26 protein-coding genes are annotated in these 26122 nt (G+C 68.0%); 4 read left to right on the top strand and 22 right to left on the bottom strand.

Annotated elements, in window-relative coordinates; translation table 11 throughout:
• The first annotated feature begins 5 nt into the window (after positions 1–5).
• Together ACOGW9_RS09150 and ACOGW9_RS09145 are read left to right on the top strand one after the other, a co-directional pair.
• A complete protein-coding gene (locus ACOGW9_RS09150; RefSeq protein ID WP_419910482.1) occupies positions 6–584 on the top strand; it encodes an alpha/beta family hydrolase in 579 nt (192 codons plus the stop codon).
• 240 nt (positions 585–824) lie between these two features.
• Positions 825–2420 (top strand): replication-relaxation family protein, encoded by a 1596-nt coding sequence (locus ACOGW9_RS09145; protein WP_419910480.1) that lies wholly within the window; start codon positions 825–827, stop codon positions 2418–2420.
• Between the two features lie 63 nt (positions 2421–2483).
• Here the strand turns inward: ACOGW9_RS09145 and lhgO are convergent, their stop codons facing one another.
• The gene (gene lhgO, locus ACOGW9_RS09140; protein WP_419910478.1) at positions 2484–3695 is read right to left on the bottom strand and encodes an L-2-hydroxyglutarate oxidase; all 1212 of its coding nucleotides are present in this window, start codon (positions 3693–3695) and stop codon (positions 2484–2486) included.
• 70 nt (positions 3696–3765) lie between these two features.
• On the opposite strand from lhgO, the gene glpX reads away from it, so the two are divergent.
• Positions 3766–4803 carry a class II fructose-bisphosphatase gene (gene glpX / locus ACOGW9_RS09135; RefSeq protein ID WP_419910476.1) on the top strand — a complete coding sequence of 346 codons (1038 nt, stop codon included), beginning with the start codon at positions 3766–3768 and terminating at the stop codon, positions 4801–4803.
• A gap of 3 nt (positions 4804–4806) precedes the next feature.
• The gene (locus tag ACOGW9_RS09130) at positions 4807–5244 is read left to right on the top strand and encodes a phosphoribosyl-AMP cyclohydrolase (RefSeq protein WP_419910474.1); all 438 of its coding nucleotides are present in this window, start codon (positions 4807–4809) and stop codon (positions 5242–5244) included.
• A gap of 14 nt (positions 5245–5258) precedes the next feature.
• Here the strand turns inward: ACOGW9_RS09130 and ACOGW9_RS09125 are convergent, their stop codons facing one another.
• The 21 genes from ACOGW9_RS09125 to lysA all read right to left on the bottom strand — a co-directional run bounded on the left by ACOGW9_RS09125 (position 5259) and on the right by lysA (position 26108).
• A complete protein-coding gene (locus tag ACOGW9_RS09125; RefSeq protein ID WP_419910472.1) occupies positions 5259–6530 on the bottom strand; it encodes an ammonium transporter in 1272 nt (423 codons plus the stop codon).
• Positions 6531–6669: 139 nt separating this feature from the next.
• Positions 6670–7053 carry an ATP synthase F1 subunit epsilon gene (gene atpC / locus ACOGW9_RS09120; protein WP_419910470.1) on the bottom strand — a complete coding sequence of 128 codons (384 nt, stop codon included), beginning with the start codon at positions 7051–7053 and terminating at the stop codon, positions 6670–6672.
• Between the two features lie 38 nt (positions 7054–7091).
• Complete coding sequence (atpD, locus tag ACOGW9_RS09115) at positions 7092–8549, bottom strand: F0F1 ATP synthase subunit beta (RefSeq protein WP_419910468.1); 1458 nt, start codon at positions 8547–8549, stop codon at positions 7092–7094.
• A 39-nt stretch (positions 8550–8588) separates the two neighbouring features.
• On the bottom strand, positions 8589–9557 hold the full coding sequence (locus ACOGW9_RS09110; protein WP_419910466.1) for a F0F1 ATP synthase subunit gamma: 969 nt from the start codon (positions 9555–9557) through the stop codon (positions 8589–8591).
• Between the two features lie 17 nt (positions 9558–9574).
• Positions 9575–11131 carry a F0F1 ATP synthase subunit alpha gene (gene atpA, locus ACOGW9_RS09105; RefSeq protein WP_419910464.1) on the bottom strand — a complete coding sequence of 519 codons (1557 nt, stop codon included), beginning with the start codon at positions 11129–11131 and terminating at the stop codon, positions 9575–9577.
• A complete protein-coding gene (gene atpH / locus ACOGW9_RS09100; protein ID WP_419910462.1) occupies positions 11128–11655 on the bottom strand; it encodes an ATP synthase F1 subunit delta in 528 nt (175 codons plus the stop codon). Before atpH ends, atpA begins: the two co-directional genes overlap by 4 nt.
• 103 nt (positions 11656–11758) lie before the next feature.
• Entirely contained in the window at positions 11759–12283 is a 525-nt protein-coding gene (atpF, locus tag ACOGW9_RS09095) for a F0F1 ATP synthase subunit B (RefSeq protein ID WP_419910460.1), read from the bottom strand.
• Between the two features lie 9 nt (positions 12284–12292).
• Positions 12293–12547, bottom strand: coding sequence for an ATP synthase F0 subunit C (gene atpE, locus ACOGW9_RS09090; protein ID WP_419910458.1), 255 nt, complete (start codon positions 12545–12547; stop codon positions 12293–12295).
• 69 nt (positions 12548–12616) lie between these two features.
• Positions 12617–13414: a F0F1 ATP synthase subunit A gene (atpB, locus tag ACOGW9_RS09085; RefSeq protein ID WP_419910456.1), complete on the bottom strand. Its 798-nt coding sequence runs from the start codon at positions 13412–13414 to the stop codon at positions 12617–12619.
• The gene (locus ACOGW9_RS09080; protein WP_419910454.1) at positions 13411–13848 is read right to left on the bottom strand and encodes an ATP synthase subunit I; all 438 of its coding nucleotides are present in this window, start codon (positions 13846–13848) and stop codon (positions 13411–13413) included. The genes atpB and ACOGW9_RS09080 overlap by 4 nt, the downstream gene beginning before the upstream one ends.
• The gene (locus ACOGW9_RS09075; protein ID WP_419910453.1) at positions 13845–14186 is read right to left on the bottom strand and encodes an AtpZ/AtpI family protein; all 342 of its coding nucleotides are present in this window, start codon (positions 14184–14186) and stop codon (positions 13845–13847) included. The genes ACOGW9_RS09080 and ACOGW9_RS09075 overlap by 4 nt, the downstream gene beginning before the upstream one ends.
• Before the next feature lie 18 nt (positions 14187–14204).
• Positions 14205–15473, bottom strand: coding sequence for a serine hydroxymethyltransferase (gene glyA / locus ACOGW9_RS09070; protein ID WP_419910451.1), 1269 nt, complete (start codon positions 15471–15473; stop codon positions 14205–14207).
• A gap of 72 nt (positions 15474–15545) precedes the next feature.
• Positions 15546–16019, bottom strand: a complete 474-nt coding sequence (gene rpiB, locus ACOGW9_RS09065; protein ID WP_419910449.1) for a ribose 5-phosphate isomerase B — start codon at positions 16017–16019, stop codon at positions 15546–15548.
• Between the two features lie 29 nt (positions 16020–16048).
• Positions 16049–17617, bottom strand: a complete 1569-nt coding sequence (prmC, locus tag ACOGW9_RS09060; RefSeq protein WP_419910447.1) for a peptide chain release factor N(5)-glutamine methyltransferase — start codon at positions 17615–17617, stop codon at positions 16049–16051.
• Between the two features lie 13 nt (positions 17618–17630).
• Positions 17631–18713 (bottom strand): peptide chain release factor 1, encoded by a 1083-nt coding sequence (gene prfA, locus ACOGW9_RS09055; RefSeq protein ID WP_419911284.1) that lies wholly within the window; start codon positions 18711–18713, stop codon positions 17631–17633.
• Between the two features lie 45 nt (positions 18714–18758).
• Complete coding sequence (locus tag ACOGW9_RS09050) at positions 18759–19844, bottom strand: hypothetical protein (protein WP_419910445.1); 1086 nt, start codon at positions 19842–19844, stop codon at positions 18759–18761.
• Positions 19845–19926: 82 nt separating this feature from the next.
• Positions 19927–20184: a type B 50S ribosomal protein L31 gene (locus ACOGW9_RS09045; protein WP_419910443.1), complete on the bottom strand. Its 258-nt coding sequence runs from the start codon at positions 20182–20184 to the stop codon at positions 19927–19929.
• Positions 20185–20258: 74 nt separating this feature from the next.
• Positions 20259–21662, bottom strand: a complete 1404-nt coding sequence (locus ACOGW9_RS09040; protein WP_419910441.1) for a hypothetical protein — start codon at positions 21660–21662, stop codon at positions 20259–20261.
• Positions 21663–21858: 196 nt separating this feature from the next.
• Complete coding sequence (thrC, locus tag ACOGW9_RS09035; RefSeq protein ID WP_419910439.1) at positions 21859–23259, bottom strand: threonine synthase; 1401 nt, start codon at positions 23257–23259, stop codon at positions 21859–21861.
• 24 nt (positions 23260–23283) lie between these two features.
• Positions 23284–24627: a homoserine dehydrogenase gene (locus tag ACOGW9_RS09030; RefSeq protein ID WP_419910437.1), complete on the bottom strand. Its 1344-nt coding sequence runs from the start codon at positions 24625–24627 to the stop codon at positions 23284–23286.
• 89 nt (positions 24628–24716) lie between these two features.
• Positions 24717–26108 carry a diaminopimelate decarboxylase gene (lysA, locus tag ACOGW9_RS09025; protein WP_419910435.1) on the bottom strand — a complete coding sequence of 464 codons (1392 nt, stop codon included), beginning with the start codon at positions 26106–26108 and terminating at the stop codon, positions 24717–24719.
• Positions 26109–26122 lie beyond the last annotated feature (14 nt).

Below are 26122 nucleotides of genomic sequence, written 5' to 3'. Positions count from 1 at the left end.
CTGCGATGCGCGCTGCCGAAGCACTCCTGCTGACGCCAGGTGCCGGTGGCGGCGCGGATCATCGCACGCTCGTCGAGATCGATGACGCGCTGTCGGGCCGCCTGCCGGTGCGCCGTCACGACTTCGCATACCGGAGAGCCGGGCGGCGCGCGCCGCCGCACGCGCCCAGCGTCGTTGCCGAACTGCTGGGCGACCTGCCCCAGATTGCGGCCGATCTGGGCGTGTCGCCGGGCGGTCTGGTGATCGGCGGCCGGTCGTTCGGCGGCCGTGTCTGCTCGATGGCAGTGGCCGACGGCGCCCGCGCCGCAGGGCTCGTGCTGCTCAGCTACCCGCTGCACCCGCCCGAACGGCCCGAGCGCCTCCGCACCGAGCACTTCTCCCTGATCGGCGTACCGTGCCTGTTCGTCTCGGGCACGCGCGACCCGTTTGCCACTCCTGAGGAGCTGAGCGAGCACACCCGAGCCATCACGGGCCCGGTCACACTCCGCTTCATTGACGGTGCCCGGCACGATCCCAACACGATCGCGGCCCGCCAGGCCATCGTCGAACACCTCAACTGCTGGCTCGACACGCTCGGAGGCTGAGCCACCGGCTCGATCTCGTGAGCCGAACGGGCAGCGGCTCGCGGGCGCCTGCCGCACTGACGCAGCCGGGACTGCTCAAGATCGCTTTGCATATCCGGCCGGAAAGCGTGGTATTGCCGGTTTCGGGCTTGAGCCGCGGCAGGCGACGGCTCACTCCTCGGGGTGCCAGCCGAAACCGATCGAGCGTCGGCGAGCCTGCTCAGTGCCGCCGATCAGCGCTTGGTCCGAATCATCGGACGCATGCCCTTGGTGAGTGTCCCGAACTTGGCACCGATCCTCGCTGACGACGAGCGCCGGGTGCGGGCCCGGCTGGGCTCGCTGCGCCAGACAGGCTGGATCGAGTGCATGAGCGTGGGGATGACCGAAGCCCGCCAGCAGCGCTGGTTCGTCACGAACCAAGCCGCTCAAGCTCTCTACGCCCACGATGGCGTGCACACTACGAGGGACTGCGATCCACCGATGACGCCCTTCTCAGACCGCCTGCCAGTCAACGCGCCGACGTCGGAACCTCGTGAGCACCTGCCGTGGACAGCCACCGCGCGAGGCGTGCGTACCGGCGTGCGGCGACTGGCTGCGCTGGAGCCGCTCTACCGGCTCGCCCCGGGCTTGCTGCATTCAGGCTGGCTGCGCGTACCCGACAGCGACACTGCCGACCGTCTCGATATCGGCATGACCGACTTTCGCCTGCTGCGCTACGGCGGCTGGTTTCATGCCGTCGCGCACTACGGCGAGCACTACTGGGTCACGTTCACCTACGTCGGCCTGCACGCCACCGAGAGGGCGTTGCGCCGCAAGCGAGCCCATCGCTTCTGGGGCCTTGACGCCTACGCGAGCGAGCACGATGCGCACGAGCGAGCTGTCGATCGTGTCTTCTACGGTGACCCCGAATACGAAGCCACGCCCTCCGCGCAGGTGATGCTGGCTGCGGACTCGTGGGCGGCCCACCTGGCGCAGCGCGAGTTCGCTCGCGGCGCCCGGCCGCTGATCTGCACCCCCGACGGACTCTGGGGCGATCCGGTCGAACTGCGCCCCTCCCGTGATCGGGTCGATGATCCGGTCACGCCGGTGGCAGCGGGGCGGGCAGAGCAACTGAGGCGCTGGCGGCGCATCAACGCCGACACCGTGGCCATCACCGATTCCCTCACCTACGCAACATTCATGGCTGTCGCCCAATTCCCGGCCATGCGAGGACGCGAGCTCAGCCGCATGTTGAGCGCCTCGCAGCGGAGCGTCAACGACGCACTCGCCAGGCTCGTCGAGGTCGGACTCATCGATCGTTTCGATGGCCGCTGCTATCTCACCGAGCAGGGTCTGCGGCGAGCTGCCAATGTCAGTCGACTGCTGGCGTCTGCGCTCATCCGGCGACACGGCGCATACCTGCTGCCCGCCTTCCGGCACAGACAGCGCCACCACGACGATGGTGTCAACCAACTGGTACTGCAGTTCGCCGCCGAAGGCGCGGCAGCATTCGTGGGCTGGAGGGGGGAGATCAACGTGCCCGGCGTCACCCAGATCAGGCCCGACCTCGTGGTGCTGGTTGCCGACGGACCTCTCGGCGCCGGCACCCACTGCCTCGAGTACGAGCGCAGCGCCACCAGCCCTTCTGAGGTCATCGAGAAGATGAGGACGTACCGCAAGTGTGCGGCCGTGGGACGTCACGTGCCCTTGCTGATGGTCTGCGAAACCGAGCAAGCCGCCGAGAGATTCGCCGAGTTCGACACGCTGGTGCCGCTGCTGGTCACCCACATGGCGGCCGTCGAGACAGGCCGGCTGACGGGTGACAGCACCGTCTGGCGGAAACGCGATACCAATGCGGTCTCGCTGCACTGCGTGTGAGGGCTGAGTCGGCGACCTGATGCCCGCATCCGGCACCGGGCGTCGTCAACGCGGCGGCGAATCTCAGCCGTCGATCTGATCGACGATCATCTTGGCGATCTCCAGGCTCGAGGTGGCTGCCGGACTCGGGGCGTTCAGCACATGGGTGCTGCGGCTGGCGACTGTGACCGCAAAATCGTCCTCGAGTTCGCCTGCGGGATCCATGGCCTGGGCACGCACGCCGGCGGGCGAGGGCACGAGATCGTCGACTTCGATGTCGGGCACCAGCCGCTGCAGCGCCCGGGTGAACGCTGCCTTGTTCAGCGAGCGCCACACCTCCCCCGCTCCGGTGCGCCAGTAGCGACGGGCGAGTCGCCACAGGCCGCGATTGGTGACGTGCTCGCGCAGCTGTGCCCTGCTGATGTCGCCCCAGCGGTAGCCCTCTCGGGCCAGTGCGAGCACCGCGTTGGGGCCGGCGTGGATCGTGCCGTCGATCATCCGAGTCAGGTGTACTCCGAGGAACGGGAAGCTGGGATCGGGCACCGGGTAGATCAGGTTGTTCACGAGGTGCGAGCGCTCCGGCACCAGCTCGTAGTACTCGCCGCGGAACGGGACGATCCGGTAACCATCCGCCGCGTCCGCCAGTTCTGCCACTTGGTCACATCGCAGGCCAGCGCAGTTCACGAGCCACGCCGCTTCCAGATCGCCCGTCGTAGTGGCGACATGCACGCCATTGGCGGTTTCGCTGATCTCGACCACCCTCGTCGAGGTCCGCAGTTCGCCGCCTGCGGCTTCGATCTCGGCAATGAGGACGCTGCACACGGCCCCGTAGTCCGCGATCCCGGTGCTGGGGATGTGCAGCGCCTTCACGCCAGAGCAATAGGGCTCGAGCTCGGCGAGGCGACGGGCGTCAATCAGCTTTGCGGCGACGCCGTTGCTCGCTGCACGCTCGGCGAGCGCTGCCAGCCGCTCCTGTTCGGACCTGTCCACCGCCACGATGACCTTGCCGCACACCTCGTGCGCGATGCCCCGTTCCCTGCAGAACTCGACCATGGAGCTGCGCCCGGCGACCGCCAGCGAGGCCTTGGCCGACCCCGGCCGGTAGTACACGCCCGAGTGCAGCACGCCGGAGTTGCGTCCGGTCTGGTGCAGCGCCGGCCGCTCCTCGGCCTCACAGATCACTACCCGGCTTCCCGGATGGTCTGCCAGATACCTGTGCGCTGTGGCCAAGCCGATGATGCCCGCCCCGACGACGGCGAGGTCGGCGCGAGCCGACGAAGTCGAAGCGCTGGTCACCGGGGCGAAGCTACCGCCGAGGCTTAATCAGAAGGCTTGTCTCTCCGCGCATCCTCTAGGGTCGGCGGCGATGAATGGCAAAAGCAGGTCCTTCGGCGATCGCGGCCGCGACCATCCGGATCTCTCCCGGCAAGCTCCCGACCGCAACCTGGCGCTCGAGTTGGTGCGCACCACCGAGGCTGCGGCCATGGCTGCCTCACGCTGGATGGGACGCGGCGACAAAGACGGCGCTGACGGCGCTGCGGTGGACGCCATGCGGGTCGTGCTCTCCACGGTGCCCATGGACGGCATCGTCGTGATCGGCGAAGGCGAGAAGGACGAAGCGCCGATGCTGTTCAACGGTGAGCTGATCGGCGACGGTACCGGGGCCCTGACCGATGTCGCGGTGGACCCGATCGACGGCACCACGCTGACGTCGCTGGGCAGGGGCAACGCCATAGCGGTGATCGCTGTCTCGCCGCGCGGCACCATGCTGGATCCCGGCCCATGCGTCTACATGGAGAAAATCGCCGTCGGTCCCGACGCCAAGGGCGTGGTGGACTTGAACCGGTCGCCCGCAGAGAACCTGCGAGCCATCGCGGAGGCCACCGGGCAGGGCTTGCGCGACCTCACCGCCGTGGTGCTCGACCGCGACCGCCACTCCGAGCTGATCGGGGAGATCCGCGAGACCGGCGCTCGCATTCGGCTCATTCCCGACGGCGATGTGGCCGGCGCCATCTCCGCGGCCGCGAGCGACTCGACAGACGTGCTGTTCGGCATCGGCGGCACGCCCGAAGGCATCATCTCGGCAGCGGCGCTGAAGTGCCTCGGAGGCGAGCTGCAGGGCCGGCTGTGGCCCCGCAACGACCATGAGCGCCAGACCGCGGTCGCTGCCGGCTACGACCTCGATCAGGTGCTGCACATCGATGATCTCGTCCAATCCGACGACGTCTTCTTTGCCGCGACCGGCATCACCGACGGCGAACTGCTGCAGGGCGTGAAGTTCACGGCGCATCGTGCCACCACCGACTCGCTCGTGATGCGCTCCCGCAGCGGCACCGTACGCCACATCAAGGCCACGCACGACATCGACAAGCTCAGCGCCTACGCCGCGGTGGACTTCACCTGAGCCATGCCCGATAGCCAGAACGCCCCCGCGCACAACGAACTCGAAGAAGGCACGACCGCCCGCATCGACTTCGGCAAAGTGGCCCAGATCGGCCGCGACGGCCACCAGGTCGTACCGGTCGTGCTGCAGGATGCTGACAGCGGCGACGTGCTGTTCATCGGCTATGCCAACGAGGAAGCACTGCGGCTCACGTTCGAGCGACGCAGCGCCGTGCTCTATTCCACGTCGCGCAACGAGATCTGGCACAAGGGCGCCACCTCAGGCGACACGCTCTCGCTTGTCGAGGTGCGTGTGAACTGCGAGCAGAACTCGCTGCTGTACCGGGTGCGGCGCGACGGCGGCGGCGCGTGCCACACCCGCGACGCAAACGGCAACTCCCGCCCTGGCTGCTACTACCGAGCCGTCGACAGCCCCACCGAGCTGCGCCACCTCCGAGGCTGATCTAGCGGGCGCGGCTATTCGTCGAAGTCCTCGGGCATCAGCACGAACTCCGGGTAGGCCTCGATGCCGAGTTCGCCCGAATCCTGCCCAAGCTGCTCTACCGTCTTGGAGACTCGCAGACCCATCACGAGGTCCAGAATCTTCCAGACGATGAACGATGCGATGAACACGAAGGCGCCGACGGAGACGATGCCGAGCAGCTGAATGTGCAACTGGGCACCGGCAGCAATCGCGGTTGCCAGCGTGCCCCAGATGCCGCAGACGAGGTGGGCCGGGATGGCGCCGACCACGTCGTCCACCTTGATCAGCTCGAGACCCTTGATGGCGGCCGTGCAGATCACGCCGCCGATGGCACCGATGATGATCGCCCACCAGTGCTCGGTGATGTCTGGCCCCGCAGTGATCGACACCAATCCGCCGAGAGCGCCGTTGAGCCCCGCGAACAGGTCGATGCGGCCGAGCAAGCTGCGCGAGACCGCCAAAGCTGCAACCACTCCGGCCGCTGCGGCCAGATTGGTGTTGACCAGCACGTTGCTCATGGCGACTGCGTCGAACACGCTGCCCAGCGCTAGCTGCGATCCGCCATTGAAACCGAACCAGCCGAGCCACAGGATGAAGACGCCCAGCGTCACGATCAGCACGTTCGACGGCGGCGTCGGTCTCACCGAGCCGTCCTTGCGGAACTTGCCGAGCCTCGGGCCCACCACCAGCACTCCGGCCAGGGCTGCCCAGCCGCCGGTGCTGTGCACGATCGTCGAGCCTGCGAAGTCTTGGAAGCCCTGCTGGGACAGCCAGCCGCCGCCCCAGGTCCACGCCCCCACGATCGGGTAGATGATGGCAGTCAGGATCAGCGTGAACGCGAAGAACGACCACATCTTGATGCGCTCGGCGATTGCCCCCGAGACCACCGATGCCGCGGTCGCCACGAACACCATCTGGAAGAACCAGTCCGACATGACCGAGTAGCCGTTGGCGGCAACTGCCTCCTCGGCAGCGGCGGCGCCGTCCAGCAAGGCCAGCTCGTCGCCGCTCGGCCCGTACAGGAACGTGAACGAACCCCAGAGGTCGCCGACGTCGACGTACATGAGGTTGTAGCCGAGGAAATAGAACGCGAGACCGGCGATCGAGTAGATGCCGATGTTCTTCAGGCAGATCATCGACGCGTTCTTGGTGCGGACGGCGCCGGCCTCGAGCATGGTGAAGCCGGCGGCCATCCACATGATCAGCGCACCCCACACCAAGAACATGAAGGTGTTGAGGATGAACTGGCCAGAGGGCTCGATCATGAGAAGTCCTTTCCGGGCTGCGACAGGACGCTCACATGTTTGCAGGCACTACGCCGTCGCCACGACATTCTCCGGGGCGCACGGCCAAGCCGCGATCAGCGGCGACGCCTGTCGGCTGGGGAAGATACGGCGACGGCGCTCAGACGGCGCTGGCAACTGCGATGCGTGTCTCGGCCCAGGCCAGTGCGGCCTTGGCCTCGTCATCGTCGGCGTCGGCCGCGACTGCCGCCTGGGCTGCTTCGAGGTCAGCCTGCGCAGCAGCGACGTCGATCTCGTCGGCCGCGTACGCAGCGTCGCTGAGAATCGTCACCACGTTGTTGCTGACTTCCACGAAGCCGCGGTTGAGCGCCAGCGTCACGATGCCGTCGGATGCCCAGAGCTGGGTCTGCCCGATATCGAGCGCGCCGATGAAGGCGGCGTGGTGGTCCAGGAAAGCGATGTCGCCGTCGACCGTGCGCGTCACTACCTGGCTGCACTCGCCGCTGAACAGCACCGCCTCGGGCGAGACAAGTTCAACCTGCATCGGGCTCGACCTGCATCCGTCTCTTGGGGTGCCGGCCCTCAGGCCCCGGCCTGCGCCAGGTCGCGGGCCTTGGCCATCGCCGACTCGGCGTTGCCGACATTGAGGAACGCCTGCTCGGGCAGGTCGTCGAGATCGCCGTTGCACAGCATCTCGAACGACTCGATGGTCTCCGAGACCGGCACGAAGATGCCCGGCAGGCCCGTGAAGACTTCGGCCACGAAGAACGGCTGGCTCAGGAAGCGCTGGATCTTGCGGGCCCGGTCGACGGTGATGCGGTCTTCCTCGGACAACTCGTCGAGGCCCAGGATGGCGATGATGTCCTGCAGTTCCTTGTAGCGCTGCAGGATCTCCTGGGTGCGCCGCGCCACGTTGTAGTGCCGATCGCCCACCACCTCGGGGCTGAGGATGGTGGAGGTGGACGCCAGCGGGTCCACGGCCGGGTAGATGCCCAGCGAGGCGATCTGCCGGCTCAGCTCGGTGGTCGCGTCGAGGTGCGTGAAGGTCGTGAACGGCGCCGGGTCGGTGTAGTCGTCGGCGGGCACGTACACGGCCTGCAGTGACGTGATCGAGTGGCCCGACGTCGAGGTGATGCGTTCCTGCAGCTCGCCCATCTCGTCGGCGAGGTTGGGCTGGTAGCCCACCGCAGAGGGCATGCGGCCCAGCAGGGTGGACACCTCTGAGCCCGCTTGCACGAAGCGGAAGATGTTGTCGACGAACAGCAGCACCTCCTGGCCCTGCACGTCGCGGAAGTACTCGGCCATCGTCAGCGCCGACAGCGCCACGCGCAGCCGGACGCCCGGCGGCTCGTCCATCTGCCCGAAGACCAGCGCCGTCTTCTCGAGCACGCCGGATTCCTCCATCTCGAGGTAGAGGTCGGTGCCTTCACGGGTGCGCTCCCCCACCCCGGCGAACACCGACACGCCGCCGTGCTGGGAGGCGACGCGGTTGATCATCTCGGTGATGAGCACCGTCTTGCCCACGCCGGCACCGCCGAACAGGCCGATCTTGCCGCCCTCCACGTAGGGCTCGAGCAGGTCGATGACCTTGATGCCCGACTCGAACATGGTGGCCTTGGGCTCCAGGGTGTCGAACGCGGGTGCGGGGCGGTGGATCTCCCAGCGGTCGGCGATGTCCTCGGTGACGTCGGCGCCGTCGAGCGGTTGGCCGAGCACGTTGAAGATGTGCCCGAGCACTCCGTCGCCCACCGGCACGGTGATGCCCTGGCCGGTGTTGATGACCGCCATGCCGCGTGTCAACCCGTCGGTGGCCTTCATCGACACAATGCGGACGCGGTTGTCGCCGATCTGCTGGGCGACCTCGCCGGTGATCGTGACCGGCTGGCCCTCCAGCTCAACGTGCATCTCCACGGCGGTATTGATCTCGGGAATCTCGCCGGGCGGGAACTCCGCGTCGACGACCGGCCCGGCAATGGCCACTACGCGGCCATCGGCGTGCTCGGCGGCGTCTCCCGCAGTTCTCTCTTCGGTCATCGTCATGTCTGTCACTCCTTCGAGCAGAGCGGAGGTTCGGTGGGGTTACTCGCGTGCACGGAACAAGTCCGCAGTACGGGCTTCGATGGTGTCGGAGAGCAGGTCGACTTCACCGCCGGTCTGCGCGAGCGCCTCGGCGCCACCGACGATCTCCATGATCTCGGTGGTGATGGCGTCCTGGCGGGCACGGTTCATGATGCGCGTCAGGTTGATCTTGAGTTCTTCGGCGTTGTCGGTGGCTGCCTTCATGGCGCGCTGGCGGGCTGCATGCTCTGACGCCGAGGCTTCGAGCAGTGCCGAGTAGAGCCGGGCTTCGGCATAGCGCGGCAGCAGCCGCTCGAGGATGACGGCGGGTTCGGGCTCGAACTCGTAACCGCCCTCGGGGCCGCCCCCCGAGTCCTCGGCGCCGTCCGCTTCGTCGAAGTCACCCGTGTCGAGCGGCATGAACGGCACGATCGCCACCGACTGATTGCCCATGGAGTGGAACTGGGTGTACGCCAGCATGACCCGCTGGCAGCCGTTCTCGAACAGCTCGGTCGCCGCCGCAGCTACCTGCTGAGCGTCGGCGTAGCTGGGCTGGTCGCTGAAGCCCTCGAAACCCGCCGCGATGCGGTAGTTGCGGAAGCGGAAGTACCCGAGCGCCTTGCGCCCCGACAGCACCAGCTCGTAGTCACGGCCCTCCGCTGCGTCGGCAGCGATGGCCCGCTCGGTGGCCCGCAGGACATTGTTGTTGTAACCGCCGCACAGGCCGCGGTCTGCAGCAATGGCCACGTAGGCGACCTTGGTCACCTCGGCCGGCTCGCGCAGCAACGGGTGGTCGGCTTCGCCGCCGGCGGACGCCAAGTTGGCGATGACCGCGGTGACCTTGTCGCTGTAGGGCCGTGCTGCCCGCACTCGGGCCTGGGCTCGGACGATGCGTGAGGCAGCGATCAGCTCCATGGCGCGCGTGATCTTCTTGGTGGCGTCGATCGACCTGATGCGACGCCGAAGAATGCGCTCCTGACCGCTTGCCATCGGTGCTCAGTCCCCGCTCAGTCCTCTGCGGCCGCACCGTCGGCGGCATCGGCCGTGCTGTCGGCTGTGCTCACGAACTGGGCAGTGAATGCCTCGACGGCTGCCTGCAGCGCCGCAGAATCGACATCACCGGTGGAGCGGATGTCCGACATCAATGCGCTGTGGCGGGTGCTCATGTAGGCCAGCAGCTCTTCCTCGTAGCGGTTGACGTCGTCGACCTCGATGCTGTCGACGTAGCCGTTGGTGCCCGCATAGATCACGACCACCTGCTCTTCGACGGGCATCGGCGAGTTGAGCCCCTGCTTGAGCAGCTCCACCAGCCGGTAGCCGCGGCCGAGCTGCGCCGCTGACACGGCGTCGAGCTCGGAACCGAACGTGGCGAACGCCTCGAGGTCGCGGAACTGGGCGAGGTCGATCTTGAGCGTGCCGGCCACGCTCTTCATGGCCTTGGTCTGCGCAGCAGATCCCACCCGCGACACCGAGATGCCCACGTCCACCGCCGGCCGCACGCCGGACTTGAACAGGTCGTCCTGCAGGTAGATCTGGCCGTCGGTGATCGAGATCACATTGGTCGGGATGTACGCCGAGACATCGCCTGCCTTTGTCTCGATGATCGGCAGCGCCGTCAGCGAGCCCGCGCCGTTGGCATCGGACAGCTTGGCGGCACGCTCCAGCAGCCGGCTGTGCAGGTAGAAGACGTCGCCCGGGTAGGCCTCGCGCCCAGGCGGCCGGCGCAGCAGCAGCGACAGCTGGCGATAGGCCTCGGCCTGCTTGGACAGGTCGTCATAGACGATGAGGGCGTGGTCGCCGGTCTCCATCCAGTGCTGGCCCATGGCGCAGCCCGCGTACGGCGCCAGGTACTTGAACGGCGCCGGATCTGACGCAGGCGCCGAGACCACCACCGTGTACTCCATGGCACCACGCTCACGCAGCGTGTTCACCACCTGCGCAACCGTCGAGCCCTTCTGCCCGATGGCGACGTAGATGCACTTCACGCCCAAGCCGGCCTGATTCAGGATCGTGTCGACGGCAACCGATGTCTTGCCGGTCTTGCGGTCGCCAATAATGAGCTCGCGCTGGCCCCGCCCGACGGGTGTCATCGAGTCGATGGCCTTGATGCCCGTCTGCAGCGGCTCGTGCACCGGCTTGCGGCCCATCACGCCGGGCGCCTGGATCTCCATGCGCCGCTCGACGGCACCGGTGATCTCGCCCTGGCCGTCGATCGGCTGGCCGAGCGCGTTCACGACGCGGCCCAGCACGGCGTCGCCGACCGGCACCGACAGGATGCGGCCCGTGGCCCGCACTGCCTGGCCTTCCTCGATGTGCTCGACGCTGCCGAGCACGACGGCGCCGATCGACTCCTCGTCGAGGTTCAGCGCCAAGCCGACATCGCCGCTCTGGAACTCGAGGATCTCGTTCACCGAGCAGCCGGGCAGTCCCGAGACGCGGGCGATGCCGTCGCCGACCTCGAGAATGCGTCCGACAGTGCCGGATTCGATCGAAGGATCGAAGCCTTCGAGATTCCGGCGGATCGCGGAGGTGATGTCGCCAATATTGATGCTCAAGTCGGTCACGACAGGCGCTCCTTCATCTGGTCGAGCCGGGTGCGAACCGAGCCGTCGAAAACTGTGTCGCCGATCTGGGCGGTCAGTCCTCCGAGGATCTCAGGGTCCACTACGACATGGACGGTCACGTTGCGGCCGCTGGCACCGCTCAGCGCCTCGGCCACCCGGGCGATCTGCTCGTCAGTGAGCGCGACTGCCGAGCGGACTTCGGCCACCGCCTCGCCTCGCGTGGCCGCGGCCAGTTCCAGCGCTTCGGCTGCTATGGCCTCAAGGTCGCCGCCTCGGCCGGCGCCTACGAGCATCGCCACCACATTCAGGGTGACCGGCGACGCCTGGTCGGCCAGCAGGTCTTCCACGATGCCGATGCGACGTGACGCCGGCACCGTGCGATCCGACAGCACGCGGCGCAACTCTTCGTTGCCCGATGCAGCCCGTCCCACCGACGCCAGTTCAGAGGTGACTCGGTCGAGCACATCTTCGGCTTGGGCGATTGCTACCACGGCACCTGCGTAGCCCTCGGTTCGCTCGCTCATCGGTCGATCCCGATCATCAGTTCAACTCCTGTGGGGGTCCACCGCCTGCCGTTGCAGCCAACGCGGTGCTGCTGGCGAGGGCGGGAACCTGCGGCGGGGCGGCTCAGTTCCCCACCCGCTCGATGTAATCCTCGATCAACTGGGCGTGCGCCGCCTCGTCGATGCTGGCCATCACCACCTGCTCGGCGGCACCTACCGCGATCGAAGTGATGTCAGCGCGCACCTCGGCCATGGCACGCTCACGGGCGGCCACGATGTCGGCCTCGGCCTGCGCACGTCGCTCGGCGATCTCAGGCTCGATGGCTGCGAGCCGCTCCTGGCGGACTTCCTCGGCCTGCGCACGTGCTTCCTCGATGATGCGCGCCGCTTCCGCGTTGGCCTCGGCCAGGCGAGCGTCGTAGGTCGCACGCAGCTCCTCGGCCTCGGTCTTGGCAGTAGCCGCGGCGTCGAGGTCGCCCTGGATGCGCTCAGTGCGCGCCTCCATCGCCCGCCTGATCGGCGGGATCGCGAGCTTCCACATCACGATGAGAAGGAGAAAGAACGCAATCGAACCCCAGATCACCTCGAACCATTCGGGGATGATCGGGTTCGAGGCGGTGAGCAGTCCCCCTGCTACAGCGGTGTTCACTGCCGCCTCCTACGCGAAGTTCAGCAGGATGAACACCACGAAACCGATGAGGGCCAATGCCTCAGTGAACGCGATGCCCAGGAACATGGTCGTGCGGACCATGCCTGCTGATTCGGGTTGGCGCGCCATCGCCGTGATGGCATTGCCGACGACAAGGCCGATGCCAACGCCGGGGCCAATGGCCGCAAGGCCGTAGCCCAAACCGGCGCCGACAGCCTTGAGGCCGTCGACCGCGTTGTCCGCTTGTGCGAGCAATTCGATCACTCGTCTCTCCTGTTGTTCGGGAACTGTTTGTGGGGATCTGTGGATTGGGCCGCGGCTGCGGCCGTCGGATTAGTGCTCTGGGTGCAGTGCGCCGCCGATGTACACAGCGGTGAGGATGGTGAAGATGAACGCCTGCAGCACTGAGACCAGGATCTCGAAGGCCGTGAGCCCGATCAGCATCAAGAACGGTGCCGGCGTGATGATGACCAGCCAGGTGGGCGTGCTGTCGGTGAGCGCCAGCCAGAACACAGTGTGAGACAGCACAGCGAACGTGACCAGCAGCAGGTGGCCGGCAAGCATGTTCGCGAAGAGCCGCACCGCCAGCGAGAAGGGCCGCACAAAGAACGTCGAGACGAACTCGATGAGCGCCACCAGCGGAAGCAGCGCCTTCGGTACGCCTGGCGGGATCACCACGTTCTTCAGGTAGCCGAAGAAGCCGTGGTGCTTGATGCCGATGCCGTTGAATACCAGCCAGACCAAGATCGCGAGCGCTAGTGGCATCGCCATGCGCGCGTTGCCTGGGAAGTGGATGAGGGGGACCACCTCGGTGATGTTCGAGAACAGGATGAAGAAGAACATCGTCAGCAAGAACGGCAGGTAACGCAGGCCATCGGGGCCGATCGACTGCATGATGATGTTCTCGCGAATGAACTGCACCGAAGTCTCTGCCACGGTCTGGATGCCGCGGGGGGCAGTGATGACTTCCGCCCGGTCGTAGCGACGCTTCGCCATCACGAACATCACCACCGGCGCCACGAAGGCGAAGAGGTAGATGATGCCGACCTTGTTCAGCGCGAACACCGTGTCGTCGAGACCCGGCAGGATGTTCGGCCACTCCAAGAGGTGCCCGATGTCAGGGAAATTCACTTCTGCTCCTTGCCGGGACGTTGAAGATCAAGGCCTGGGGCTGCGAGCCGCAGGGAAACATAGCGGATCTCCCACACAAGCAGACCGAGATGGCTCGCGATGATGGTGATCGCGATGGGCACAGGCTCGAAGAAGCCGAGCTGACTGGCACCCAGAACGATGCCGGCGAGCACTGCAAGACGCGCGATGAAGCCGCCCAGCGTGGCCCCCATGAGCGCGACCGGCGACGTGCGCGCACCCCAAGCCATGAGCGCTGCAGCCGCCGCAAGATTGCCGATGACCAGCGCATAGCCAAGTGCCGACGAGAACGCCCCGCCCATTCCCCAGAACAATCCGCTGACGACAACCCAAGCCGGGAAAACCCACAGACTCCGCCGCGCCATGTCCAACGCGATGCGCCATTCCGGGGAGCGTTCGTCGCGTTCGGGATTCACGCGGGCGAGTCGGCGTCAGCTTCGAGCGACACTCCTGTCGGCAGCGATGCCGGTTCGTCGATGCCGGCATCGCGATCGATGCCCCGCCGCCTGGAAGGACGGCTTGAGGCCATCTCTTGCTCGTGGATCCGCATGCGCTCGGCGTAGCGGTACCACTCGACAAGCAGCTTCACAACGAACGCAGTCACGCCGAAGCTCAGCGCGAGCCATGGTCCGGTGTCCCACCATCGGTCCAGCCCGAAGCCCGCCGCTGCGAATATGGCTGGCGTCACCACGATCTCGATGGCCTTGGCCAAACCGTCATCGCTGCCGTTGCCGCCGGCGGAGCCGCGTGCCATGCGCACAGGCTACGAGTGTCAGTCTTCGTAGGGCGGGTGAGCAGCGCAGAGCTCGGCGACTTCGGCGCGCACCTGGGCGATGGTGGCCTCGTCGTCGGGGGCGCGCAGCACTCGGGCGGTGAACTCGGCGATCTGGGCCATCTCGGCGGGGCCCATGCCTTGGGTGGTGACCGATGGGGTGCCCATGCGCAAGCCGCTGGTCACGAAGGGCGAGCGGGGATCGTCGGGGATCGCATTGCGGTTCAGCGTGATGCCTGCAGCATCCAAGGCTTCTTGCGCGACCTTGCCGGTGAGATCAGGATCGAACGTGCGCAAGTCGATCAGCAGCAGGTGATTGTCGGTGCCACCGGACACCAGCCGGAAGCCGTGCTGGCCGAGGACGTCGGCGAGCGCCGCAGCGTTCTCGACGATGCGGGCCTGGTAGGCCGCGAACTCGGGACGGGCGGCCTCGGCGAAGCCCACCGCCTTGGCAGCGACCGCATGATCGAGCGGCCCGCCCTGGCTGCCCGGGAAGACCGCCGAGTCGATGCGCTTCGCGTATTCCTGGGTGCACAGGATCGTTCCGCCGCGCGGCCCGCGCATGGTCTTGTGGGTCGTGAACGTGACGATGTCCGCGTGCGGGACCGGGTTGGGATGCACGCCCCCCACGATCAGACCGGCGATGTGCGCTGCGTCGAACATGAATGCTGCGCCGATCTCGTCGCAGATCTCCCGGAACGGCGCCGCGTCGATGCGGCGGGGATACGCCGTGGCGCCAGCCACGATCAGCTTGGGCCGGTGCTCGCGGGCCAGCTCGGCCATGGCCTCGTAATCGATGCGCTCGTCGCTGCGTGTCAGGCCGTAGCTGACGAAGTTGTAGAGCTTGCCGCTGGCATTGACCGGCGACCCGTGGGTGAGGTGCCCGCCGTGGTCGAGGCTCATGCCCATCACGGTGTCGCCGATGTCGAGCAGTGCGAGGTACACCGCGGCGTTGGCCTGTGATCCCGAGTGGGGCTGCACGTTCGCGTGCTCGGCACCGAAGAGCGCCTTCACGCGGTCGATGGCGAGCTGCTCGGCCGTGTCGGCGTTGGCATTGCCGCCGTAGTAGCGGCGACGGGGATAGCCCTCGCTGTACTTGTTGGTGAGCACGCTGCCCGTCGCTGCCATGACGGCGGGCGATGCGAAGTTCTCCGAGGCAATGAGCTGGATCGTCGTCATCTGGCGCTCGAGTTCGGCCGCCAGCACGGCATCGATCTCGGGATCGCCGAGCGGCGCCCAGCTCGCTGCTGTGGGGTGCTTTCGGGTCATCAAGCTGTGTCTCCTTGCAATGCCCGTCGTGGGCGCGGTGTGCCTCGTTGCGCCGTCGGGCGCCACACAGTCTCAGCGCCGGCCGAGTGCGTCGATCTTGTCCACGCGTCGCTGATGCCGTCCGCCTTCGAACGCCGCAGCGAGGTACGCGTCGAGTGCGGCGACCGCCCCGGCGTGATCCAGCAGGCGAGCGCCGAGGCAGATCACGTTGGCGTCGTTGTGCTCGCGGGCGAGCCGGGCCGATGTCTCGTCGTGCACGGTGGCGGCACGGATGCCGGCCACCTTGCCAGCGGCCATCGCGATGCCGATGCCGCTGCCGCACACGGCCACACCGAGATCTGCCGTCTGGCTTGCTACGGCCTCGCCGACGGCCTCGCCGAAATCGGGGTAGTCGACCGATTCGGGACTGTTCGTGCCCAAGTCGACGATGTCGTAGCCGCCGTCGCGCAGGTGCTGCGCCAGGCGGTCCTTCAGTTCCCAGCCGGCGTGATCAGCGGCGAGCGCGATGACGGTTTCGTTCGGGGTGGACGAATTGCCCTCTGCCACGGCGTCAGTCTCGCAGCGGTCGCCGCTGCTCAGTCGCCAGATCCGGCAGAAACTTCGGGAATTTCGAGCGCTTCAGCCCGGACGGCGCCGGCTCGCAGGATGATCGGCGTTTCGCCGGTGACATCCACCACGGTGGATGCAGTTCCCCCGGCTGCCTGCCCGCGGATGACACGCCCGGGTACTGCCATCTCGCCAGCGCTCGTTGCCAGGCCCATCGCCGCATCGGAGGCGCTGGCCGGTGTGGGATGACCGTGGCGGTTGGCGCTGGTGCCGGTGACGGGTCCGACGTCGTCGATGAGCCAGCGCAGCCAGCCCAACGCCGGCGCCCGCACGCCCAGGGTTTCGCGTCCGTGCAGCGGGTCGGGGCCATCCCTGCGTTTCGCGACGAGCGTCAGGCCGCCGGGCCAATGCTGCTCCGCGAGCGCTCGTGCAGCTGGACTCAGCTCGACCAGCTCATCGGCCTGCGCCAGCCCCGAGACCAGGATCGGCATGGGCTCGCTGCGGGGACGCTCCTTGGCCTCGCAGACGCGGGCCACGGCGTCGGTGTCCGCGTAGCGCGCCATCACCCCGCAGATCGTGTCAGTGGGCGCTACAACGAAGTCTCCGTCCAGAAGCCGCCGAGCCGCGGTTTCCAGTTCGAGCGCATCCGGCTCGTCGCGCGGCCGCATGGCGACCAGGACACGCTCCGAGCCGGCCAGATCGCGTTCGATGCGCACCCGCTCGTAGCCGCGGGCCTCGGCTAGGGCCGCGACAGCCGACCCCTGGTCGCTCGCGATTTCCACGACGAGCAGCCCGCCCGGCGCCAACCAGCTGCGCGCTTCCCGGACGATCTCGCGTACCGCGCTGAGCCCGTCCGGCCCCGCGTACAGCGCCTCACGCGGTTCCCAGTCGTCGATCTCTGGCGCGAGCGGCTCGCCGTCGGCCACATACGGCGGGTTGGACACGACGGCGTGGAGCTGTCCCCGCAGCAGGATCGCGCTGCAATCGATGTCGTTGGGAGCGTGCACGCCCTCCAGCGCCTCGAACCAGCTCCCCTGATGCAGCGAGACCCGCGATGCGGCGTGCCCGACGCCTGCCAGGTTGGCCGCCGCCAGCGCCAGAGCATCTGCAGAGCTGTCGGTGGCGTACACGCGAGCTTGGGGCACCTCCTGGGCGATCGACAGCGCGATCGCGCCGCAGCCCGCGCCCAGATCGGCCACGGTGACCTCAGACAGACGCCGGCGGCGCACGGTCTGGACGAGCCAGTCGACGGCGATGCCGGCGACGGCTTCGGTCTCGGGGCGCGGGATCAGCGCCCGGCTGTCCACTGCCAAGTCGAGCTGGCGGAATGCCCAGCTGCCCAGTACGTACTGCAACGGCTCGCCTGCAATCCGCCGGGCCGCCATGGCATCGGCGTGCGCCACCATGCGCACCGTCATCGGCGTCTGCGGTGCCAGGGCAATCTGCGCGGTGTCGCCGCCGCTGGCCTGCGCCGCGATCCAGCGGGCACTGACTTCGGGTTCACTCACGCCGGCCGACTCGAACTGCGAGCGCAGCCCGCGGTAGAGGTCCCCGAGCGTCAGGGCCTCCTTGCCCGGCGTGTGCGGACTTCGCTGCACCACCGAAGCGCCGTCAGTCGCGAGCGTCAGCCACGGCAGCGAGTCGCTCGGCGTGCTCGGCGCGCTGGAGGGCGTCGGTGATCTCGTCCAACTCGCCGGCGAGGACCCGGTCCAGCTTGTAGATCGTCAGGCCCACGCGGTGATCGGTGACCCGGTTCTCCTTGAAGTTGTACGTCCGGATCTTCTCGGACCGGCCACCCCCGCGGACCTGATCCCGCTTGTGAGCGGCCACCTCCGCCGCGTGTGCTTCCTGCTGGAGCTGCAACAAGCGCGAGCGCAGCACCCGCATGGCCTTGGCGCGGTTTTGCAACTGGCTCTTCTCGTCTTGCATCGACACGACCACCCCGGTGGGCTTGTGGGTGACGCGCACGGCTGAGTCGGTCGTGTTGACCGACTGGCCGCCCGGCCCCGACGATCGGAATGTGTCGACGATCAGGTCGTTCGGGTCGATCTCGACGTCGACCTCCTCGGCCTCCGGCAGGACGCTCACCGTCGCAGACGACGTGTGGACACGGCCCTGTGATTCGGTGACCGGCACGCGTTGCACCCGATGCGGTCCCCCCTCGTGCTTCAGCCCGCGCCAGACACCCGGACCGCGCACCGCGAACGTCACGTTGGTGAACCCGCCCATGTCGCTGTCCTGGCTGCCGAGCAGTTCCAGCGACCATCCCCCTTGGGCCGCGACGTACGCCCGATACATCTCGAACAGGTCCCGGGCCCAGATGTTCGCTTCCTCGCCGCCCTCGGCACCCTGGATCTCCACGATGACGTCGCGCTCGTCATTCGGATCGGTGGGCAGCAGCAGGATCTCCAAGCGCTCGTCGAGTTCGGCGGCGCGCTGCTGTGCGGCTTCGAGCATCTGGGACGCCTCGGCCGCGTCATCGCCGTCGCTCGCCTCGAGGAGGTCGTGGGCGGCCTCGGCGTCCGCGCGCGCACGCTGGGTCTCGTGCGCGACGTCGATGATCTCGCCGATGCGCGCCAGGCGCCGGCCGAGCTCCGCGAACTGGGCGCGGTCGCCCGAAGCGGCGCCCTCGCCGAGCTTCCGTTCGAGTTCGGCCCGTTCGGCTTCCAGCGCATCCAGCCGCAGGGATTCCAAGGCGCCCGACACGCGTTCAGGCTAACTGCGGGGTTTCAGGCCGGATCAGGAGCCGCTGCTGGACAGCGTGCGCCATCCGTCGTCGATCTCGACGATCTCTGCAGGACTGTCCAGTCTCGCCGCCATGGCTCGGACGACCTCGTGGGCGTCGCGTCGCGGCAAGGCGACGGTCAGCTCGGCATCGGGGTCGAGGAAGAGCCGCGCGTCTGCTGCGAACGGCACCACGTCGAGGTCGATGCCGACGCAGACCACCACGACGAGGCGGCGACCATCGGGTGTCAGGCCGTATGCCACCGCCGGCGACGGGTCCTTGGGGCCCCCTCGGGGCACGGGAGGCGATGCCGCCCGCAAGCGGCCCGCGTCGACAAGTTCTGGCTGGCGGATGAGCAGCGAGCGCAGCCAGCGGGCCGCACCCATCCGGTTGAGCGGATGCGGCGATGCACCCGGCGAGCGGTGTGTCCGCACCGTCTCAGCGACGCGTCCGATGGCTTCGGCGGTGGGCTCGTCGGCGTGCAGCAGACCGAAGGCCTCCCGGTCGTGCGCACCGACGCCGACCTCGATCCGCCACGCTGTTGCGGGATCGTCGCGGTCGTGGGGATCGATGTCGCCGGTTCGGGTACCGCCGCTGCTGGCTAGGGCAGCCGGCGCCGCTGGGACGATGCGGGCCACCTCGAGACCCACCACCTCACCGGTGATGACGCCGTGCTCAACTGCGATCTCGACGCCGGCGCCGGCGAGCAGCGACACGAGCTCTGGCACGCGCGGCGGGACCGGCTCGGTCGGCCTCGGCAATGGCTCAGCAGGCACCGCCGAGTCGCCGCGGATCTGCCACACCGCGGGCGGCTGGGTGAAGCAGGCTGCGCGCCTCGCCAGCAGGCCGCTGTGATCGTCGGCGAAGACATGCGCAGCGTCGCAACCGCTGCGAATTGCCAGCGCCAGCGCGCCGCCGAGCGCCCGGTGGGGGCGCTCCTGCGCGAGGCACACCACCGCAGGCTCAGCACCCGCGGCCACGGCGAGGGCGCCGTCGTCGGTGCCCGAGACCTCAGCCAGCTCCACACCGAGCACGCTGCGGGCCAACGCTCGCAGCTTGGCCGCGTGCAGGGCCTGGATGCGATCCGCTTCAAGCGTCATAGCGGCTGCTGGCTGTCACGAGTCGTGTCTGGTCGTTCGCGATGCTCGCCGTGCCCTCGTGCCTAGACGAACCGGAGGGGTGTCAGCTCCGCCGCTTGCGCTGGCCGTAGCGCCGCTCGAAGCGCTCGACCCGACCGGCCGTGTCGACGATCTTCATCTGACCGGTGAAGAAGGGGTGGCTCGCGCTGGACAGCTCGACATTGGCCAGCGGGTAAGTGTTGCCGTCGGTCCATTCGATCGTGTCGTTGGTCTCGATCGTGGACTGGGTGAGGAAGGCGAAGTCGGCGCTGGCGTCGCGGAACACGACTGGCCGGTAGTCGGGATGGATGTCGCTCTTCATCGTGTCCCCTGCATGGATGGTTCCGGGCAGATCAGCCTAAGAGGCAGGTGCAGCAATCGCATCTTTGGCGAGTCTCAGCGGTGGTCGCCGAGGCTGAAGCTGTGATCGGGATCGAGCTGGATCTCGCCGTCCTGCGGCACGTCGGATCCCGGCAGCCCGCCGGCGAATGCGATCTCCAGATTTGCCGCCTCTCGCAGCCGCGCCGCCACCAGATCGTCGACGGCGTTGCCTGTGGATGTGCGTGCCGTGGCCACCATCGTGATCGAGCCGGCTTCCTCCAGATTCCGGGCACCACCGAAGAATCGCAGCGTCGACGTGATCGCGGCACCCACGGCATCGGCGGGCTGGTTGCGACCGTTGCCGCTCGCCGCATATGCACGGGCCAGGCGCGTCAATCCATCGAAGAGGATCACCACATCGTCCCCGGCCTCGGCCATCCGCTTGGTGCGCTCCAGCGTGAGCTCGGCCACCGCGAGATGCTCCTCGGGCGGCCGATCGAAGGTCGAAGCAAGTACCTCGCCGGAGGTCTCAAGCCGGCGGGTCATATCGGTGACGTCCTCAGGCCGCTCTGCAATCAGCAAGACGATCAGGTGGATGTCGGGATGGCGCTCTCCGATGGCTGCGGCCATGGCCGCCACGAGCGGCGACGCCGGACTGGTGCCGTCGGCCGTGAGCAGACCTCGAGTTCCGATGCCGATCGGAGCCCCGGCGTCGATGGGAGCTAGCGGCCCAGCCTGTTGAGTGTCGCCGAGCAGCAGCGCCTCAGTCGGCAGCACCGGCGTGAGGCTGTCAAACAGCGGCCGGTCGGGCACTTCTGGCGGCGGCTCGCCGTTGAGCGTGTCCAGGCGCAGCAGCGCAGGATTTCGCTCGCTGCGGGCCGCCGGCCGGCTGACGCCGGTGATGCGGTCGCCGCGACGCAGGTCGTACTGGCGCACCTGCCGTGCCGCTATGTACACGTCGTCGGCAGAGGGCAGCGGGCCATTGGTGCGCAGGAAGCCGTAACCCTCGTCGCGCAGGTCGAGCAGGCCGTCGCAGTGGACGGTCTCTCCGGCGATCGGCGTGTCGTCGCGCCCGCGGCCGCGACGACGGCTGCGGCGATTGCCCTCCTCGGCCACCGGCACCTCAGCAGAGGAATCCTGGTCGTCCGGCGGCACGTCGCCTGCGGGGGTTTCCTGCGATTCCGCAGTGGGTGACGAGGGTGATGCATCGTCGGCAGGGCCGTCGCCGCCCGAGCCGTCTGCGTCGCGAACAGCCGGAGTGCGTGTGCGCGTCTTGGTGACGGGGGCGCTTGCGGAGCCAGTCGTCGGCTCGGTTGTGTCATCCGTGCCGCCGTCGCCGTCGTCGGGGCCGAGGATGGCGCTGATGATGGTGTTCTTGCGGGCACGGGCCGCTACCTCGACGCCGAGCGCTGCGGCGATCTGGAGCAGCTCGTCTCGCTCCTTGGATTCCAGCAAGGCACGATCCGGCGTGTCCGACATGGCTACCTCAGAGGCTCTGGCCGTGGTGCGCAGCCCCGTACAGGCCGCGAAGTGTGTCTGCGTTGCCTGCGGCGGGTTCGGTCACCCGACGCAGCGATCCGGTCCCATGACGCACGAGCAAGCCCTTCACTGGGCGCACTCCGCCACTGAGCAACCGTCGATCAGCGCCGACGCTACCGCCGCCTGTACTCAGCCGCTACTGCGACGCTACGACGCTGACGAAGTCGCGGAGTGTGGCTAGATCGTTCGGGAGCGCGGTGAGGTGCTCTTCGCGGTTTGCGAGAGCCGCGAGCGCAGGAGGAAGCTCAGGTTGTTGACCAGTGGCCTCGAGCACTGCATCGCCGAACTTGGCCGGATGGGCTGTGGACATGACTGCCATGGGCGTAGTCCAGCCGTCGGTGGGAGCATCGCGTCGTGCGACGGTGAGCGCTACCGCGGTGTGCGGGTCGATGAGCCGCCCGTCGATCTCGTTCACTGCTGCGATGGTGGCCGAGACCTCGCCTTCGGTCGCTGAACCCGCATCGAAGCCTGCACGCAGGCCTTCCAGCACCTCCGGCGTCAGTGCGAGCGAGCCCTCGGTCCGGAAACGGGCCATGTCAGCTGCCAGTGCGGCGCCTCGACGGCCGTTCAGCTCGAACAGCAGCCGCTCGAAGTTGCTGGACACCTGGATGTCCATCGCCGGGCTGGTGGAATGACGCACCTCGGTGATGGCCATCTCGCCGGTGCTGTGGGCGCGAGCCAGGATGTCGTTGTGGTTGGTGGCGACCACCAGCCGGTCGATGGGCAGACCCATGCGCCGGGCCACATCGCCTGCGAGCACGTTGCCGAAATTGCCGGTCGGCACGCAGAACGACACGGCGTGCTCGGGAGCGCCGAGCCTGACTGCCGTCGTCACGTAGTAGACGGTCTGCGCCGCGACGCGCGCCCAGTTGATGCTGTTGACCGCACCCAGCCGCATCTGCTCGCGGAACGGCCGGTCGGCAAACAGCGCTTTCACCAAGTCCTGGCAGTCGTCGAACGTGCCGTCGATGGCCACGTTGTGGATGTTCGGGCTGTCCACCGTGGTCATCTGGCGCCGCTGAATCTCGGTGACCCGGCCAGCCGGGTGCAGCATCACCAGCTCGATGCCCGCACGGTCCCGGCACGCCTCGATGGCGGCCGAACCGGTGTCTCCCGAGGTAGCTCCCACGACCGTCATGAAACTGCCGCGCCGGTCCAGCTCGTGCTCGAAGAGCCTCCCGAGCAGCTGCAGGGCGACGTCCTTGAACGACAGCGTCGGCCCCCAGAACAGCTCCACCAGATGCTCGCCAGCCGCGAGCGCGCTGAGGGGAACGACATCGGGGTGGGTGAACGAGGCGTAGGCGTCTTGGACGAGAGGCGCCAGATCGTCGATGTCCAGCGACGGGGTGACGAACGGCGCCAGCACGCGTGTCGCCGCCTCGTGGTACTCGAGCCCGGCGAAGTCCCGCAGATCGCTCCCGCTGAGCGCAGGCAACTCGTGAGGCACGTACAGCCCGCCGTCAGCGGCCAAGCCTTCGAGCAGTACGTCACCGAAGTCCAAGACCGGGGCGTCGCCCCGGGTGCTCAGGTAGCGCATGGTGCCTTTTGCCGATCCCGGCGATTACTCGCCGATCACCCGGATCGCATTGCCAATGCGCCGCACCGCGTCGAGCTCGCGCACGTCCCGCAGCGTGGAGGCCACATCGGCTTCGCGGGCACGGTGAGTGATGAACTCCAGATGAGCGATGTCGTCGGCCGTCCCGGCCCGTGTGGTCTGCTCAACTGAGCGGATCGACACTCCGTGCTCACCGAACACACCGGCCACCGCGGCGAGTACGCCTGGCTTGTCGGTGACGTCGAATTGCAGGTGGTAGGCGGTGTAGGTCTCGTCAATTGGGCGCAGGCGCGCTGCGCTCAACGGGCCGAACCCGTCGCACACACCGCGGCGGAGATTCTGCGACACGGTGATGAGGTCGCCCAGCATGGCGCTGGCAGTCGGGAACCCGCCCGCACCGCGCCCGTACAGCATCAAGTCCTCGACAGCCTCACCCTCCAGGAACACCGCGTTGAAGGCATCGCGCACTGAGGCCAATGGGTGGTCAGTCGGCACCATCGCCGGATGCACCCGCACGGCGATCTCGCCGTTCTGACGCTCGGCCACGGCGAGCAGCTTGATGACGTGGCCCATCCGGGCGGCTGCCGCGATGTCGCCCTTGCCGATCCCGCTGATGCCCTCCTGGTAGACGTCGCCTGCCACGACCTTGGCGCCGAACGCCGTCATGGCCAAGATCGCCGCCTTGGCACCCGCGTCGAAGCCCTCCACGTCAGCTGTCGGATCGGCCTCGGCATAGCCCAGCCGCTGCGCCTCGCCCAGCACATCGGCGTAGTCGGCGCCGTCCTCGGCCATGCGCGTGAGGATGTAGTTGGTGGTGCCGTTCACGATGCCCATCACACGGGTGATGCGCTCGCCGATCAGCGAGTTGCGCAGCACGCCGATGAGCGGGATGCCACCTGCGACAGCCGCCTCGAATGCCAGGTCGACGCCGTTGGCAGCAGCCAACGCGAACAGCTCCTCGCCGACATTGGCGATGAGCTCCTTGTTGGCAGTCACGACCGGCTTGCCTGCACCGAGAGCAGCGCTGACCAAGTGGCGGGCCGGCTCGATGCCGCCCATCGCCTCCACAACGACGTCCACATCGTCGGCCGCCACCAGCGACTCGCTGTCGCGGGTCAGCACACCCGATGGCAACTCCACCGAGCGCTCGGCACTGAGATTGCGGACCGCAACCCGGGCGACCTCGAAGTCCAGCCCGGTGCGGCCTACCAGATGCGCTGCATCGCGCCGCAGGATCGCAACGAGCGCGGCGCCAACATTTCCACAGCCCAAGACGCCGACGCGCAACGGGCGCGGCTCACCCGCATCAGCGTCAGCAGGGGGCGCGGGCTCGGCTTCGGCTCCAGACACGGCCGAAACGGTACCGCCAGCGCGCCGGCACCCCCGCAGCGTTTTCTGCGACGCTCATCCCGACGCCGATGCGCAGAGACCGCCGAATCTCAGAGAACGTCGAGGGCGAGCATGTCGTCGACGGTTTCGCGGCGGATGACGAGGCGCGCGTCGCCGCCGGCCGCGAACACCACGGCGGGGCGGCCGATGCGGTTGTAGGGCGCGCCCATCGAGTAGCCGTAGGCGCCGGTGACCGGGGTGGCGACGAGATCACCCGCGACGAGTCCTGCGGGCACGGGGGCCGAGCGCACGATCACGTCGCCCGACTCGCAGTGCTTGCCTACCAGCCGCACCCGATCGGGACGGGGCTCGGCGGTGCGGGCGGGCACGAAAGCGGTGTAGTCGCTGCCGTAGAGCATCGGGCGCGGGTTGTCGCCGTAGCCGCCGTCGACGGCGACATAGGTCCGCACGCCCGGCACCTCCTTGATGCTGCCCACGGTGTAGAGCGTCACCGCGGCCGCTGCCGCGATGGCACGTCCGGGCTCGGCCACCAGACGGGCCTCAAAGCCGTATCGCTTGCTGAGCGAACCCCAGCGCTCACGCAGCGTCGCGCCCCATTCGGTGATGGTGGGCGCCTGCTCCGACTCGACGTACGCGACGCCGAGCCCCCCGCCGATCGACAGCTCTTCGAGACGGCCAGCCGCTGCACCCCCATCGCCGAACAGCGGTGCTGCGAACTCGGCGACGACATCGAGCGCTCTTGCCAGACTCTCCACGCGGAACACCTGGCTGCCGATATGGCAGTGGATGCCAGCGAGCTCGATCGACGACATCGCAGCCGCACGCTCAACGGCAGCAATCGCAACACCCTGGCCGATGCCGAAACCGAACTTGGAGTCGGCCTGCCCGGTTGAGATGTACTCGTGCGTCTCGGCACGGACACCCGGGGTGACCCGCAGCAGGACTCGCGGCACTGCCCCATCAGCACGGTGCAGCTCGTCGAGACGGTCCAGCTCGGCGAAGGAGTCGACAACGATGCGGCCCACGCCTGCTTCGCGAGCCATCGCCAGCTCAGCGGCCGATTTGTTGTTGCCGTGCAGCACGACGCGCTGCGCCACGTCGCCATCAGCCGCGGCGTCGTCGAAGGCTCGCAAGACCGTCTGCAGCTCACCCCCGCTGGCGACATCGATGTCCATGCCCTCGGAGATCGCGAGCCTGGCCATGGCTGCGCACAGGAACGCCTTGGCGGCATAGGCCGCTCCCCCGTCGAAGGCCGAGACGGCCTCGCGGCAGCGGGCACGCAGGTGCGCCTCGTCGTAGACGAACAGCGGCGTGCCGAACTCGGCGGCGAGGTCGGCGAGGTCGCAGCCGCCGAGGTGCAGATGACCCTGCGCCGACACTTCGGCCGTGTCGGGGAGCAGGCGCAACGGGATCGGACCGCTGGGATCGTCGCCGACCGCGCCGGCATCGGCTTCCGCAGTGTTGTGCGGTTCAGAAGTCATCGCCGGACCATCGC

This window comes from Candidatus Poriferisodalis sp., from assembly GCF_965203655.1.
In the GTDB taxonomy this organism is placed as follows: domain Bacteria; phylum Actinomycetota; class Acidimicrobiia; order Acidimicrobiales; family Poriferisodalaceae; genus Poriferisodalis.
Note: the sequence above shows the minus strand (reverse complement) of the source record. Positions and strands in the feature narration are given on the sequence as shown.

Coding starts and splice junctions, on each gene's coding strand:
- ACOGW9_RS09075 (WP_419910453.1), bottom strand. CDS start 14,186: ATGGCACGCGGCTCCGCCGGCGGCAACGGCAGCGATGACGGTTTGGCC.
- ACOGW9_RS09050 (WP_419910445.1), bottom strand. CDS start 19,844: ATGACGCTTGAAGCGGATCGCATCCAGGCCCTGCACGCGGCCAAGCTG.
- lysA (WP_419910435.1), bottom strand. CDS start 26,108: ATGACTTCTGAACCGCACAACACTGCGGAAGCCGATGCCGGCGCGGTC.
- ACOGW9_RS09130 (WP_419910474.1), top strand. CDS start 4,807: ATGCCCGATAGCCAGAACGCCCCCGCGCACAACGAACTCGAAGAAGGC.
- ACOGW9_RS09125 (WP_419910472.1), bottom strand. CDS start 6,530: ATGATCGAGCCCTCTGGCCAGTTCATCCTCAACACCTTCATGTTCTTG.
- ACOGW9_RS09145 (WP_419910480.1), top strand. CDS start 825: ATGCCCTTGGTGAGTGTCCCGAACTTGGCACCGATCCTCGCTGACGAC.
- glyA (WP_419910451.1), bottom strand. CDS start 15,473: ATGACCCGAAAGCACCCCACAGCAGCGAGCTGGGCGCCGCTCGGCGAT.
- atpD (WP_419910468.1), bottom strand. CDS start 8,549: ATGACGATGACCGAAGAGAGAACTGCGGGAGACGCCGCCGAGCACGCC.
- glpX (WP_419910476.1), top strand. CDS start 3,766: ATGAATGGCAAAAGCAGGTCCTTCGGCGATCGCGGCCGCGACCATCCG.
- ACOGW9_RS09150 (WP_419910482.1), top strand. CDS start 6: ATGCGCGCTGCCGAAGCACTCCTGCTGACGCCAGGTGCCGGTGGCGGC.
- ACOGW9_RS09110 (WP_419910466.1), bottom strand. CDS start 9,557: ATGGCAAGCGGTCAGGAGCGCATTCTTCGGCGTCGCATCAGGTCGATC.
- atpC (WP_419910470.1), bottom strand. CDS start 7,053: ATGCAGGTTGAACTTGTCTCGCCCGAGGCGGTGCTGTTCAGCGGCGAG.
- ACOGW9_RS09040 (WP_419910441.1), bottom strand. CDS start 21,662: ATGTCGGACACGCCGGATCGTGCCTTGCTGGAATCCAAGGAGCGAGAC.
- ACOGW9_RS09045 (WP_419910443.1), bottom strand. CDS start 20,184: ATGAAGAGCGACATCCATCCCGACTACCGGCCAGTCGTGTTCCGCGAC.
- thrC (WP_419910439.1), bottom strand. CDS start 23,259: ATGCGCTACCTGAGCACCCGGGGCGACGCCCCGGTCTTGGACTTCGGT.
- atpH (WP_419910462.1), bottom strand. CDS start 11,655: ATGAGCGAGCGAACCGAGGGCTACGCAGGTGCCGTGGTAGCAATCGCC.